Source organism: Serratia sp. NA_13 (assembly GCF_052691735.1).
Window position 1 is genome coordinate 68326 of sequence record NZ_JBQZFV010000008.1, and the last position, 14173, is coordinate 82498.

14 protein-coding genes are annotated in these 14173 nt (G+C 55.2%); 11 read left to right on the plus strand and 3 right to left on the minus strand.

Annotated features, from left to right (window positions below; genetic code table 11):
- Positions 1-152 precede the first annotated feature (152 nt).
- From ndk to ACUTSU_RS13105, 11 genes are all read left to right on the plus strand, one after another.
- The gene (gene ndk / locus ACUTSU_RS13055) at positions 153-578 is read left to right on the plus strand and encodes a nucleoside-diphosphate kinase (RefSeq protein WP_012146321.1); all 426 of its coding nucleotides are present in this window, start codon (positions 153-155) and stop codon (positions 576-578) included.
- A 298-nt stretch (positions 579-876) separates the two neighbouring features.
- On the plus strand, positions 877-2073 hold the full coding sequence (locus ACUTSU_RS13060; protein ID WP_153859382.1) for a bifunctional tRNA (adenosine(37)-C2)-methyltransferase TrmG/ribosomal RNA large subunit methyltransferase RlmN: 1197 nt from the start codon (positions 877-879) through the stop codon (positions 2071-2073).
- A gap of 87 nt (positions 2074-2160) precedes the next feature.
- On the plus strand, positions 2161-2910 hold the full coding sequence (pilW, locus tag ACUTSU_RS13065; RefSeq protein ID WP_445652360.1) for a type IV pilus biogenesis/stability protein PilW: 750 nt from the start codon (positions 2161-2163) through the stop codon (positions 2908-2910).
- The gene (rodZ, locus tag ACUTSU_RS13070) at positions 2900-3871 is read left to right on the plus strand and encodes a cytoskeleton protein RodZ (protein ID WP_445652278.1); all 972 of its coding nucleotides are present in this window, start codon (positions 2900-2902) and stop codon (positions 3869-3871) included. The genes pilW and rodZ overlap by 11 nt, the downstream gene beginning before the upstream one ends.
- Before the next feature lie 48 nt (positions 3872-3919).
- A complete protein-coding gene (ispG, locus tag ACUTSU_RS13075; RefSeq protein ID WP_012146317.1) occupies positions 3920-5041 on the plus strand; it encodes a flavodoxin-dependent (E)-4-hydroxy-3-methylbut-2-enyl-diphosphate synthase in 1122 nt (373 codons plus the stop codon).
- A 138-nt stretch (positions 5042-5179) separates the two neighbouring features.
- Complete coding sequence (gene hisS, locus ACUTSU_RS13080; protein ID WP_445652277.1) at positions 5180-6454, plus strand: histidine--tRNA ligase; 1275 nt, start codon at positions 5180-5182, stop codon at positions 6452-6454.
- A 13-nt stretch (positions 6455-6467) separates the two neighbouring features.
- The gene (locus tag ACUTSU_RS13085; protein WP_174354939.1) at positions 6468-7088 is read left to right on the plus strand and encodes a YfgM family protein; all 621 of its coding nucleotides are present in this window, start codon (positions 6468-6470) and stop codon (positions 7086-7088) included.
- A gap of 11 nt (positions 7089-7099) precedes the next feature.
- A complete protein-coding gene (gene bamB, locus ACUTSU_RS13090; RefSeq protein ID WP_445652276.1) occupies positions 7100-8281 on the plus strand; it encodes an outer membrane protein assembly factor BamB in 1182 nt (393 codons plus the stop codon).
- Between the two features lie 254 nt (positions 8282-8535).
- Positions 8536-10020: a ribosome biogenesis GTPase Der gene (gene der, locus ACUTSU_RS13095; RefSeq protein WP_445652275.1), complete on the plus strand. Its 1485-nt coding sequence runs from the start codon at positions 8536-8538 to the stop codon at positions 10018-10020.
- Positions 10021-10121: 101 nt separating this feature from the next.
- Positions 10122-11078 (plus strand): AEC family transporter, encoded by a 957-nt coding sequence (locus tag ACUTSU_RS13100; protein ID WP_445652274.1) that lies wholly within the window; start codon positions 10122-10124, stop codon positions 11076-11078.
- A 13-nt stretch (positions 11079-11091) separates the two neighbouring features.
- On the plus strand, positions 11092-11313 hold the full coding sequence (locus ACUTSU_RS13105) for a zinc ribbon domain-containing protein (RefSeq protein WP_445654267.1): 222 nt from the start codon (positions 11092-11094) through the stop codon (positions 11311-11313).
- A 4-nt stretch (positions 11314-11317) separates the two neighbouring features.
- Here the strand turns inward: ACUTSU_RS13105 and ACUTSU_RS13110 are convergent, their stop codons facing one another.
- The 3 genes from ACUTSU_RS13110 to ACUTSU_RS13120 form a co-directional block, all read right to left on the minus strand.
- Positions 11318-11659, minus strand: coding sequence for a protealysin inhibitor emfourin (locus tag ACUTSU_RS13110; protein ID WP_445652272.1), 342 nt, complete (start codon positions 11657-11659; stop codon positions 11318-11320).
- Positions 11659-12684, minus strand: a complete 1026-nt coding sequence (locus tag ACUTSU_RS13115) for a M4 family metallopeptidase (RefSeq protein WP_445654268.1) — start codon at positions 12682-12684, stop codon at positions 11659-11661. Before ACUTSU_RS13115 ends, ACUTSU_RS13110 begins: the two co-directional genes overlap by 1 nt.
- An 83-nt stretch (positions 12685-12767) precedes the next feature.
- Positions 12768-13850: a LacI family DNA-binding transcriptional regulator gene (locus ACUTSU_RS13120; RefSeq protein WP_445654269.1), complete on the minus strand. Its 1083-nt coding sequence runs from the start codon at positions 13848-13850 to the stop codon at positions 12768-12770.
- Between the last annotated feature and the right edge of the window lie 323 nt (positions 13851-14173).

The window sequence follows — 14173 nt, forward strand, 5'->3', positions numbered from 1 at the left end:
CGCAAAGTGAAGAATAAAGATAATGATTTTTTAATGAAATGTTGATTTTCCCGTAGGCAAGCGTTGGCAGCGCACATATAATCTGCGCCACTTGAGAAGGCCGGCACCCTGTTTGCAGACCGGCCTGTTTTGGAAGTTATACAGAGGCCATCATGACCGTAGAACGTACCTTTTCCATCATTAAACCAAACGCTGTAGCTAACAACGATATCGGCGCAATCTATGCTCGCTTTGAGCGTGCCGGTTTCAAAATCATCGCATCCAAAATGCTGCGTCTGACTCGCGAACAAGCCGAAGGCTTCTACGCTGAGCACAAAGGCCGCCCATTCTTCGATGGCCTGGTTGAGTTCATGACCTCTGGCCCGATCGTGGTTCAGGTTCTGGAAGCAGAAAACGCAGTACAGCGTAACCGTGACATCATGGGCGCAACCAACCCGGACAACGCACTGGCCGGCACCCTGCGTGCTGACTACGCGGACAGCTTCACTGCCAACGCCGTACACGGTTCTGACGCAGTAGAATCTGCACAGCGCGAAATCGCGTATTTCTTTAATGAGAGCGAAATCTGCTCACGTTAATCTGCCCGTCGCCTTTCAAGTTGTAGGGGGCGATATATTCGCCCCGATTGGCACAGGTGCAGTATGCAGCACCGCTACTCGAATTTTTCATTCATCGGCTGAAACAATAAAAATGCCCTGAATGTCTTTCAGACGTGGAAAGCTGCTACTAAAATTTGTACAATGCCGCGCCCCTGATGAGGCTTCTTGTCAGGGGCGCGCTTTTAGCGCCGTCACCGCAATTGATGCGGGTTGAACGACGCACTTACTTTCCACTCTTTCGCGCCGTAACGTGTAACAACGAGGCCAGAGATCAATTATGTTAGAACCCATCACGTCCGAGCACATCGTGTCTGAAAATAATTCGCTGACTACTCAATCCGTTAACGCGGAACAACCGGCTGTGGCCAAAATTAACCTGCTGGATTTGAACCGTCAGCAATTGCGTGAGTTTTTCGCCAAAATGGGCGAGAAACCCTTCCGTGCCGATCAGGTCATGAAGTGGATGTACCACTATTGCTGCGATGACTTTGAGCAGATGACCGACATTAACAAGGTCCTGCGCAATAAATTGCAAAGCGTCGCCGAGATCCGTGCGCCAGAAGTGGCGGAAGAACAACGCTCAGCCGATGGCACCATTAAATGGGCGATCAAAGTGGGCGATCAGCAGGTCGAAACCGTGTATATCCCGGACGGCGACCGTGCGACTCTGTGTGTCTCCTCCCAGGTGGGTTGTGCCCTGGAATGCAAATTCTGTTCGACCGCTCAGCAAGGCTTTAACCGCAACCTGCGCGTGTCGGAAATCATTGGCCAGGTTTGGCGTGCGGCAAAAATTATCGGCGCGCTGAAAGTGACCGGCGAACGTCCGATCACCAACGTGGTGATGATGGGGATGGGGGAGCCGTTGCTCAACCTGAACAACGTGGTACCGGCAATGGAAATCATGCTGGACGACTTCGGCTTTGGCCTGTCCAAGCGCCGTGTGACCCTGTCTACCTCTGGCGTGGTGCCGGCACTGGACAAGTTGGGCGATATGATCGACGTTGCGTTGGCTATCTCCCTGCATGCGCCGAACGACAAGATCCGCGACGATATCGTGCCGATCAACCGTAAATACAATATCGAGACCTTCTTGGCGGCGGTACGTCGCTACCTGGAAAAATCCAATGCCAACCAGGGCCGGGTAACGGTTGAGTACGTGATGCTGGACCACATCAACGACAGCACCGACGACGCGCACCAGCTGGCAGAAGTCCTCAAGGATACGCCATGCAAGATCAACCTGATCCCATGGAACCCGTTCCCGGGGGCACCTTACGGCCGCAGCTCCAACAGCCGGGTGGATCGTTTTTCCAAAGTGTTGATGGAATACGGCTTTACGACTATTGTTCGTAAAACCCGTGGTGATGATATCGATGCCGCCTGCGGGCAACTGGCGGGTGAAGTGATCGACCGTACCAAGCGTACCCTGAAAAAGAAAATGGCCGGGGAACCTATATCAGTACGTGCGGTCTGAACCCTATAGCATGATTTTTTTGTTATCTTACAGTCTGTTATGTATTCAGGCGGCCAGATGACATCTGACAAGGAAATGAATGCAGGCATGAAGCTGACTCTGTGGGGAACGTTGCTGGCGGCCGGTTTACTGGCCGGCTGTTCTGGTTCAACGCCGGAAGAAAAAGACGCACAGTCGCAAGCGGGTCAGACGCGTTTGCAACTGGGTCTGGAATATCTCAAGCAGGGCGATTTACCCGCCGCGCGACAGAATCTGGAGAAAGCGGCAGATGCTGCCCCACAGGATTACCGTACCCAATTGGGCATGGCGCTTTATGAGCAGCGAATGGGCGAAAATAGCGCGGCCGAACAGCGCTATCAGCAAGCGCTCAAACTTGCGCCGAACAATGGCACCGTGCTGAATAATTACGGTGCGTTTCTTTGCAGTTTAGGGCAGTATGTACCGGCACAACAGCAGTTTAGCGCTGCGGCAGTAGCACCGGATTACGGTCAGGTTGCCGACAGCCTGGAAAACGCAGGTTACTGTTTTCTCAAGGCCGGTCAGAACGATGAAGCACGTACCTTGTTAATGCGTGCGATGAAGATCGATCCGGACAAAGGCACTCCACTTTTGGTGGAGGCAGAAAAGCAATTTGGAGAAGGGAATCGCGCACAGTCGCAACTTTTACTCGATAGTTATCAGCATGTTCTGCCGGCTAGCGCCGACAGCTTATGGTTACAGATTCGTTTCGCCGCGTTAGCCGGGCGCCAGGATAGCGTGCAACGCTATGGCAAGCAGTTATCGCGAAGTTTTCCACAATCCAAACAGTACCAGCAGTTCTTAGCTAATGAATACTGAAGCCTCCCAAGATAAAACTGTATCAATGACGACAGGCGAACGTCTGCGTCAGGCCCGTGAACAACTCGGGTTGAGTCAACAGGCCGTTGCAGAACGCCTGTGCCTCAAAATGTCTACCGTGCGCGATATCGAAGAAGACAATCTGTCCGCAGATTTGGCTTCAACCTTCGTGCGGGGTTATATCCGTTCCTATGCCAAGCTGGTGCGTTTGCCAGAGGATGAACTGCTGCCGATGCTGGCCAAGCAGGCTCCGCTGAAGGTGGCGAAAGTTGCCCCAATGCAGAGTTTCTCATTGGGCAAGCGCCGCAAAAAACGCGACGGCTGGTTAATGAGCTTCACCTGGCTGATCGTTTTCGTGGTGGTTGGCCTGACCGGTGCCTGGTGGTGGCAAAACCACAAGGCCCAGCAGGAAGAGATCGTCACCATGGCCGATCAATCCTCTGCGCAGCTTTCACAAAACAATGAAGGCCAGTCAGTGCCGTTGACCGACAGCAATGCCGACAACAGTGCGCCTCTGGCTGACAATGGTTCCACGCCGGTAGATACCGGCGTTGCTCCACAGCAACCTCAGACTCCGGCCGTTAGCGACAGTACAACTGCGCAGCAGCCGGCGGTGGTTTCACCAAGCCAGACGACGCTGCCTGAGACAACGCCCGCGGCTCCAACTGCGCCTTTGCCAACTGCCGACGCGGGCGTGACTGCCCCGGCTGTTGATCCCAACGCGCTGGTTATGGAGTTCTCCGCCGATTGTTGGTTGCAGGTGAGTGATGCCAACGGTAAAACGTTGTACAGCGGCAGCCAGAAAAGCGGCGGCAAGCTGAGCCTGACGGGTACCGCGCCGTACAAACTGACCATCGGCGCACCGGCCGCAGTACAGATTCAATATCAAGGTAAGCCGGTTGATTTAAGCCGGTTTGTTAAGTCAAACCGTGTTGCTCGTCTGACCGTTGCCGCGCAGTAATTGCGCGGCCATTGTCGTTGAGTCAGGGCAACAATGGAGAGTTAAGTAATGCATAACCAATCGCCCATCATCCGTCGAAAATCAACGCGAATTTACGTCGGCAATGTGCCTATTGGTGATGGTGCGCCGATTGCCGTGCAGTCGATGACTAACACCCGTACCACTGATGTTGAAGCAACGGTTAATCAGATCAAAGCACTGGAGCGTGTGGGCGTTGATATCGTCCGCGTTTCAGTTCCCACCATGGATGCCGCCGAGGCGTTCAAACTGATCAAGCAGCAGGTTAACGTGCCGCTGGTCGCCGATATCCACTTCGATTACCGTATCGCGCTGCAGGTTGCCGAGTATGGCGTAGACTGCCTGCGCATCAACCCGGGCAATATCGGTAACGAGTCGCGTATCCGTTCGGTCGTAGACTGCGCGCGGGATAAAAACATCCCAATCCGTATCGGGGTTAATGGTGGTTCGCTGGAAAAAGACATCCAGGAAAAATACGGCGAACCTACGCCGGAAGCGCTGCTCGAATCTGCCATGCGCCACGTTGATATCCTTGATCGTCTCAACTTCGACCAGTTCAAAGTGAGCGTCAAGGCATCCGATGTGTTCCTGGCGGTGCAATCCTATCGTCTGTTGGCTGCGCGTATCGATCAGCCGTTGCACCTGGGCATCACTGAAGCCGGTGGCGCACGCAGTGGCTCAGTGAAGTCGGCGATTGGTTTGGGGTTGCTGCTGTCGGAAGGCATTGGCGATACCCTGCGCATCTCATTGGCAGCCGATCCGGTGGAAGAGGTCAAGGTCGGTTTCGACATTCTGAAATCACTGCGCATCCGCGCCCGAGGCATTAACTTTATCGCGTGCCCGACCTGTTCACGTCAGGAGTTTGACGTTATCGGCACGGTCAACGCGTTGGAGCAGCGTCTGGAAGACATCATCACGCCGATGGACATTTCAATTATCGGCTGTGTAGTCAATGGCCCGGGCGAAGCGCTGGTTTCCACGCTGGGCGTGACCGGTGGCCATAAAAAGAGCGGTTTCTACGAAGATGGCGTGCGCCAGAAAGAACGTTTCGACAACGAGCAGATGATTGACCAACTGGAAGCCAAAATTCGCGCCAAGGCGTCGATGATGGATGAAAGCAATCGCATCGCGGTCAACCTGCTGGAAAAATAAGCATTACACCGATACGGCGGGCTTTTTAGCCCGCTTGTTTATGAACCCGGGAGCAGAACTCGGTATTCGCGTTGAATACGGAGCGGCAAAGTCCCTATAATCGGGTTCATTTTTATAGACAACGGACAGAGAACTCACGTGGCAAAGAACATTCAAGCCATTCGCGGCATGAACGACTACCTGCCGGAAGAAACGGCATTATGGCAGCGTATTGAAGGCATCCTCAAGCAGGTGCTTAGCGGCTACGGTTACAGCGAAATCCGCTTGCCGATTGTAGAGCAGACCCCGTTATTCAAACGCGCGATCGGCGAAGTGACCGACGTCGTGGAAAAAGAGATGTATACCTTCGACGATCGCAACGGCGAAAGCCTGACGCTGCGTCCGGAAGGCACGGCTGGTTGCGTTCGCGCCGGCATCGAACATGGTCTGCTGTACAATCAGGAGCAGCGTCTGTGGTACGTCGGTCCGATGTTCCGCTACGAGCGTCCGCAAAAAGGCCGCTATCGCCAGTTCCATCAACTGGGGGCTGAAGTATTTGGCCTGCAGGGCCCGGATATCGACGCTGAGCTGATCCTGCTGAGCGCCCGCTGGTGGAAAGCGCTGGGGATCTCCGAGCACGTCAAGCTGGAGCTGAATTCCATCGGTTCACTGGAAGCGCGCGCCAACTACCGCGATGCTCTGGTGGCATTCCTGGAACAGCATCAAGAGAAGCTGGACGAAGATTGCAAACGCCGTATGTACAGCAATCCGCTGCGCGTACTGGACTCCAAAAACCCGGAAGTGCAGGCGCTGTTGAACGACGCGCCTCGGCTGTCCGAGCATCTGGATGAAGATTCCAAAGCCCACTTCGAAGGTCTGTGTGAACTTTTGGCGCAGGCAGGCATCCCATATACCATCAATGAACGCCTGGTGCGCGGTCTGGACTACTACAACCGCACGGTATTCGAATGGGTAACCACCAGTCTGGGCGCTCAGGGTACGGTGTGTGCCGGTGGTCGTTATGACGGTCTGGTAGAGCAATTGGGCGGGCGTGCAACGCCGGCGGTCGGTTTCGCCATGGGCCTGGAGCGTCTGGTGCTGCTGGTTCAGGCGGTTAACCCGGAATTCAAGGCTGCGGCGACCATTGACGTATATGTGATCTCCTCCGGTGCTGGTACTCAGAGTGCAGCAATGCAGCTGGCGGAGCGCGTGCGTGATGCAGCGCCGCAGCTCAAACTGATGACCAACTACGGCGGTGGTAACTTTAAGAAGCAGATCACCCGTGCGGATAAGTGGGGCGCGCGCGTCGCCTTGATCCTGGGTGAGAACGAAGTCGCAGCCCAGCAGGTGGTGGTTAAGGACCTGCGCAGTGGTGAACAAGAAACGCTGGCGCAAAGCGAAGTCGCAGTGCGCCTGGCTCTGATGTTAGGTTAAGGAGAAGGACACCGTGGAAGTCTATACCACTGAAAACGAACAAGTCGACGCCGTGCGTCGGTTCTTTGCCGAAAATGGCAAAGCGCTGGCAGTGGGCGTGGTGCTCGGAATTGGTGCCCTGGTCGGCTGGCGTTACTGGCAGAGCCACGAAAACTCCAACATGATGGCTGCGTCCCAATCTTATCAGGAAGCCAGCGATCGTCTGGCTGTCGGTAAGCCGGATGATGTCGCTGCCGCGGAGAAGTTTGCCCAGGCCAACAGCAACAGCTACGGCGTGCTGGCCTCTCTGGAGCTGGCGAAGCATTTTGTTGAGCAGAATGAGTTTGCCAAGGCAGATCAACAATTGGTGCTGGCTCAGGGCCAGACCAAAGACGAAAACATGCTTTCGATGATTAACCTGCGTCTGGCGCGTGTCCAGTTGCAGGAGAAAAAACTGGATGACGCGCTGAAAACGCTGGATGGCGTGAAAGGCGAAGGCTGGGCGGCGATGGCGCAGGATACGCGCGGCGACGTGTTGTTGGCTAAAGGTGACACCAAAGGTGCACGCGAAGCTTACAGTAAAGGCATTGAGTCTAACGCTTCTCAGGCGCTGCAGGTTCTGCTGCGCATGAAATTGAATAACTTGTCCAGCTAAGGGGAATTCCCATGCAATTGCGTAAAACACTCTTGGTCGGACTGGTTTCCGTTGCCTTGCTGAGTGGTTGCTCGCTGTTTAACAGTGAAGAAGACGTGGTTACCATGTCGCCGCTGCCGAAAGTTGAAAATCAGTTCACGCCTAACAAGGCGTGGAGAACCTCGGTCGGCGACGGTGTTGGTGAGTTCTATTCTCACCTGCGTCCTGCTTTCCAGGACAACACTATTTACGCCGCCGATCGTCATGGCATCGTGAAAGCACTGGATGCCGATAACGGTAACGAAAAGTGGAAGGTTGATCTCTCTGAGAAAACCGGCTTCCTGTCCAGCAACCTGCCGGCACTGCTGTCGGGCGGTATGGCGGTCGCGGGCGACAAGGCTTATGTCGGCAGTGAGAAAGCCGTGGTTTACGCGCTCAATACCTCAGACGGTACCGTAGCCTGGCAGACCAAGGTGGCCGGCGAAGCGATTTCACGTCCGGTGATCAGCGACGGTATGGTACTGATCCACACCTCCAACGGCCTGCTGCAGGCGCTGAACGAATCTGACGGCGCGGTGAAGTGGACGGTTAACCTGGACATGCCTTCACTGTCGTTGCGCGGTGAATCCGCGCCGGCCGTTGCCTTTGGCGCAGCCATTGTTGGCGGTGATAACGGTCGCGTAAATGCCGTGCTGATGCAGCAAGGTCAGTTGATTTGGCAGCAACGTATTTCACAGCCGAGCGGCGCGACCGAAATCGATCGTTTGAACGATGTCGACACTACGCCGGTGATTGTTGAGGGCGTTGTCTACGCATTAGGTTACAATGGCAACCTGACGGCGTTAGATCTGCGTTCCGGCCAGATCATGTGGAAGCGTGAACTGGGCTCGGTGAACGATTTTATCGTTGATGCAGGCCGCATCTACCTTATCGATCAGAACGATCGCGTGGTGGCGTTGAGCACTGAAGGTGGCGTGACCGTATGGACGCAGAGCGATTTGCTGCACCGCAACCTGACTCCGCCGGTAATGTACAATGGTTTCCTGGTGACCGGTGACTCTGAAGGTTACCTGCACTGGATTAACACCACGGACGGCCGTTTTGTTGCTCAGCAGGAAGTGGATAGCTCCGGTTTCCTGTCTGCGCCGGTGGTAGCTGGCGATAAGCTGGTTATTCAGGCCCGAGGCGGAAAAGTTTACGCTTTCACCCGCTAACGTCGATCGTCGCGACCCTTCTTGCACCCGAAAGATTTCGGGTTGCAGTCAGGCGGCAAGCGCATGAGTCCCCAGGAGCTTAGTGAACTAAGTGACTGGGGAGAAGGTGCGCAGGCAACGCCGCTGCGGCGCGAAAGATGAAGGGGAAAACGGCTCCTGAGTGTTCAGGGGCCGTTTCGTATTTTATAAGCTGCACTTCTGGTGTCTATCCATAGTGTAGTAACGCATTGATTATTAAGTAATGAGGCTTCACAATGATACCTGTCGTCGCGCTAGTAGGGCGCCCGAATGTGGGTAAATCCACCTTGTTTAACCGTTTAACCCATACGCGCGATGCGCTGGTGGCGGATTTCCCCGGGCTAACGCGAGACCGCAAGTATGGTCGTGCTGAGGTTGAGGGTAATGAATTTATTATCGTCGATACCGGGGGCATTGACGGCACCGAAGATGGCGTTGAAACACGCATGGCCGGTCAGTCGCTGCTGGCGATCGAAGAAGCAGACATCGTGCTGTTTATGGTTGATGCTCGCGCTGGTCTGATGCCGGCTGATCTGGGCATTGCCCAGCATCTGCGCAACCGTCAGAAATCCACCTTCCTGGTCGCCAACAAAACCGACGGTATGGATCCAGACATGGCCGCCGCCGATTTCTATTCGCTGGGTCTGGGCGACGTGCATCCGATCGCGGCTTCCCACGGTCGTGGCGTAGCGCAGTTGATCGAGCACGTACTGGTGCCGTTTGTCGGTGAAAAGCCGGAAGAAGTCGAGCTGACCGAAGAAGAGGCTAACGCCGCTTATTGGGCCGAGCAAGAAGGTGAAACCCTCGAAGGCGCAGAAGAAGAACCGGAAGACGACTTCAACCCGCAGGATCTGCCAATCAAGCTGGCTATCGTGGGTCGTCCTAACGTAGGTAAGTCCACACTGACTAACCGCATCCTCGGCGAAGATCGTGTCGTGGTCTACGACATGCCAGGCACGACCCGTGACAGCATCTATATCCCGATGGTCCGCGACGAACGCGAATACGTGCTGATCGACACCGCCGGGGTACGTAAGCGCGGCAAGGTGACGGAAACCGTAGAGAAGTTCTCGGTAATCAAAACACTGCAGGCGATCGAAGACGCCAACGTGGTGTTGCTGGTGGTGGATGCACGCGAAGGCATTTCCGATCAGGATCTCTCGCTGCTCGGCTTTATCCTCAATAGTGGGCGCTCACTGGTGATTGTGGTCAACAAGTGGGACGGCATGAGCGAGGAAGATCGCGATCACGTGAAAGAGATGCTCGATCTGCGTCTGGGCTTTGTCGATTTCGCCCGCATTCACTTTATCTCAGCCCTGCATGGCAGCGGCGTTGGCAACTTATTCGTTTCGGTACTGGAAGCTTACGAGTGTGCGACCCGCCGCGTGAACACCTCAATGCTGACCAAAATCATGCAGATGGCTGCCGACGATCACCAACCGCCGTTGGTACGTGGCCGCCGCGTGAAGCTGAAATATGCGCACGCCGGTGGGTATAACCCGCCGATTGTGGTGATCCACGGCAACCAGGTGACCGATCTGTCCGATTCGTACAAACGCTACCTGATGAACTACTTCCGCCGTTCTCTGAAGGTGATGGGGACGCCAATCCGCATCCAGTTCAAAGAGGGTGAGAACCCGTTCGCCGGCAAGCGCAACCTGCTGACGCCGAACCAGATGCGCAAGCGTAAACGTCTGATGAGCCACCTGAAAAAAGGCTAATAATCAGTATTAGGGGCGCGGTATCACTACCGCGCCCTTTTTTATTGGGTCGAAATCGTTTTATTATCTGACTCTTACCGCCGTTAGCCTGAAGGAACATCATGTCCTGGGAAACTTGGAGTTTTGCATTCAACGTCACCGTACCCAATCTGTTAATGATGTTGCTGGGCATATTGCTGCGCCACTGGCGTTTGATGGACGACCGTTTTATTGACGGCGCCACCAAACTGGTGTTTAACCTGGCGCTGCCCTGTCTGTTGTTCTTCAGCATCGCTACCAACCACCCACAGCTGTTGGGCAACCTGCCGCTGGTGATATTCGGCGCTATCGGTACTCTCGTCACCTTCTTGTTGCTGGAAGTGGCTGCCGTCTGGCTGGTTAAAGAGCCACGTGAGCGCGGTGTCTTTGTGCAGGGGGGCTTTCGTGCTAATACCGCCATTGTCGGCCTGGCCTATGCCATGACCGCTTACGGTAGTGAGGGCGTGGCGTTAGGATCGTTGTACCTGACGGTGACGGTGATCCTGTTTAACATACTGTCAGTGATTACCCTCACGCGCAGCCTGCAAGGCGGGCGGGGCAAGCGGATCAGCCGCCTGTCGCTGTTGCGCAGTATCGTCACCAATCCGCTGATTATCGGCCTGGTGTGCGGGCTGGCTTATGCGCAGACCGGTCTGGGGATACCTCAGGTAATTCGGCAGACCGGCAGCTATATCTCGGCACTGTCGTTGCCGCTGGCATTGCTTTGCACCGGGGCAAGCTTGGATCTGCGCGCCATGTTTCGTTCGTCTAACGTGGCGGCGCTGTCCTCTTCGGCCAAGTTGTTTGTCGTGCCAGTGATAATGACGCTGAGTGGCTGGCTGTGCGGTTTTCACGGCGCGGCGCTGGGGATTATCTTCCTGTTCTCGGCCACGCCTACGGCTTCTGGCAGCTATGTGATGACTCGTGCGATGGGGGGCAATGCCACGCTGGCGGCGAATATTATTGCCATCACCACCGTCGGCTCGTTTTTCACTACCGCATTGGGCATCTATTTCTTACGCTCATGGGGCGTGATTTAACCAGGGAGTGACTATGGAAGCGCAGTGTCCGCAATGCGATAAAACGATGGAGTGGGTGAATGGTCACTACCATTGCACCGCCTGTAACAGCGATTATCAGCAATTGGGCCACTGCCCGGATTGCGGGCAGTTGCTACAAGAGCTTAAGGCCTGTGGCGCGGTGGACTACCTGTGCCAGAACGGCCATGGGTTGATATCCAAAAAGCGGGTGTTATTCAGTTATCAGCCGTTGTAAGCGTTCACTCATCCACCTGACCGGTTTTCCACAGGTCGACCAACGCCTGCGGGGCGCTGGTTTCCGGGATCAGCAGTACGATTTCACTGCACAGGGCCTGACTGTAGTAGCTGATCTGCACGCGAAAATAACGTTGGTCACCGCAGCCGGGTGAACCCGGTTGTCCCTCTTCCTGGGCGTAGGGCAGCGCCTGGTTCAACAGTTGATTCAGGCGCTGCCGTTGCTCTGGCGTAATGTCGGCCAGCGTAATGCGCCGCTGGCCCGCCAGTTTGGGAATAAAGGCGAAGCCGCCTTCACGCGCCAGCTCAATGACCGTATCCTGATTGAGTGCCGGCAAGGGTTTCATTACTCCACCCCCACCTGGTGCCAGGCCTGCTGCACCTTATCCGCTACGGTACTGTCGAAATGCTGTTTGGCATGTTTCACCGTGGTACGGGCAAAGGTGGCGAAGTCAGCGTCCTGCGGCAGTGACTTGTCGCAAAGAGTGTCGTACCAGATGTAACCGGCTTTCTCCCAGGCAAAGCCGCCCAGAGCGGTGGCCGCCAGATAGAAGGCGCGGTTGGGAATGCCGGAGTTGAGGTGGACGCCGCCGTTATCCTCTCTGGTCTGAATGTAGTCTTTCATATCGGCCGGCTGCGGATCTTTCCCCAGCAGCGGATCGTCGTAAGCCGTACCGGGGGCAGACATGGAACGCAGGCCCTTGCCGTTGATGCCTTTTGCCAGCAGTCCCTCGCCGATCAGCCAGTCGGCTTTATCCGCGGTCTGTTTGAGGTGGAATTGTTTAACCAGGGAACCAAACACGTCGGACAGCGACTCATTTAGCGCACCGGCCTGCTGGAAGTAAATTAGCCCTGCTTCGCTCTCGGTGACGCCGTGCGCCAGTTCATGGCCAACCACGTCGATGGCGATGGTAAAGCGGTTAAATATTTCGCCGTCACCGTCGCCGAAGACCATCTGCTGGCCGTTCCAAAAGGCGTTTTGGTATTCCTTGCCGTAATGTACGCTGCCGGTCAGCGGCAGACCCCGATTGTCCAGAGAATTACGTTTGAATGCCTGCCAGAAGAAATCGTAGGTCACGCCGAGGTAGTCGTAAGCTTCATCCACTGCGACGTCATGATTACTGGCCTGGCCCTCATTACGCACCTGTTTACCCGGCAGTTGGGTACCGTTTTCGGCATCAAAAATATCGCGGATAACTTCACCGCCGGTCGAAGTTTTCGCTCCGGGGGCGCGTAACGGCTTATTGCCGAGCAGGCTTTGAACGTGATTCAGGGTGTGTAATGCGCAGTCGCGCTGCGGCAGGCTGCCGTGCTCAATGATCCGGCGCAGCATATAAGGGGGGATGACCGCTCGTGCGGTTAGGGTCGGCATAGTGGCTCTCCTTAAGCAAAAAAGTTTACCCGTCATCTTTCAAGCTACAGGTTATCTATAAGGATTCAGCCACTAAGTGTAGTTCAGACATCGTAAAGACGGTGATCGTGAGTGCTGACCGCTGGGCTGGTTTTATGGGGACTGACGCGTTTGACCGAGGCACGAACCGCCAGGTTGCCGTGCAGCAGCAGGTTGCACGGGGGCGCATCGGCGCGCAGCATGCGGCGTTGCAGTAGCTGAATGGCCTCATAGCCCAACTCGTCACGCGGCACATGCACCGAGGTGAGCGGCACGTCATGAATTTCCGCCAGATTAAAGCCGTCGGTGCTCATCACCGAGATATCGCCCGGCACGCTCAGCTGCAGTTTGTTCAGCGCCTTGACCGCGCCGACCGCCATGTAGTCGCCACCGGCAAGAATGGCCGTTGGCAGCTGTGAGCGCTGACTGACCCGGTTGATAAAGGTGGTAAGCGCCTGTTCGGCTTCTTCGCTGCCGAAGCCGGAAGTGGTCACCAGATGGCGGCCGTCGTCAAAGGCGATATTGTGCCGCGCATAGGCTTGTTTAATACCCGCCAGCCGCAGTTCCATGGTGTGGCGGCGCAGGCATTGCAGATTCAAAATATGGCTGTGCCCTTGTTGCATCAGATAGTTGGCGGAGAACTCGCCAATCAGTTGGTGATCGGGTGACACGCTGTCGAGGCGCATCTGGCGGTCGGTGCAGTTAATCAGTACGCAGGGTTTATTCAGGTCGGCGGCCAACTGGTGAATGTGTTCGTCATCGATGCCGATAATCAGCGCCGCCTGAGTTTGCGGATCGCTCATTTTTTCCAAAAACAGCGCGCCGTCGCTGTGCAGTTCTTCCAGCCCACAATAGCGGATCCGCACTTCATGCTCAGCTAATGCGGCGGAGATCCCCTGGATCACCTTGTAGTAGAAGATATCGGTGCGCACATCAAAAGCGCGCTGGGGGGCGAAGACCATCACGTTATTGAGCATCAGCCTGCCGCTGGAAATGCCCTGCAGAATGCCGTTCTGTTGTGCGCAGGCCAGCACCTTCTGGCGGGCTTCGGCACTGGTATTGGATTTGCCGGCTAATACACGTGAAACGGTGCTGATCGACAGCCCGGTTTGGCGGGCGATCTCCTGTATTTTCAGCTTTCCGTTCATTCTGTGATCTCCTTCAAATTCGGTAATGAAAATATTTTCACGGTGCTTTTCCAGCGTACTGTCAGGCTTCTGTCGCCATTATGGCGAGCTTTTATTCTATACATGAGAATTTTTGCAAAAAACCTCGTTTCGCTCACGCTTCCGGCTGGTTAGTCTTAATTGGTATACCAACTTTATAGATTTATCAGTCCAATTTTCGGGCTGAATTATAAATAAAACGAAAATAAATCATGTGGTTGTGATCGTGATGCGTTGGTCTTTGTCAGACATACCGCAGTTTTCCACGGCCCATACCTTCGATACCAAAACGTACCCTACCAAAA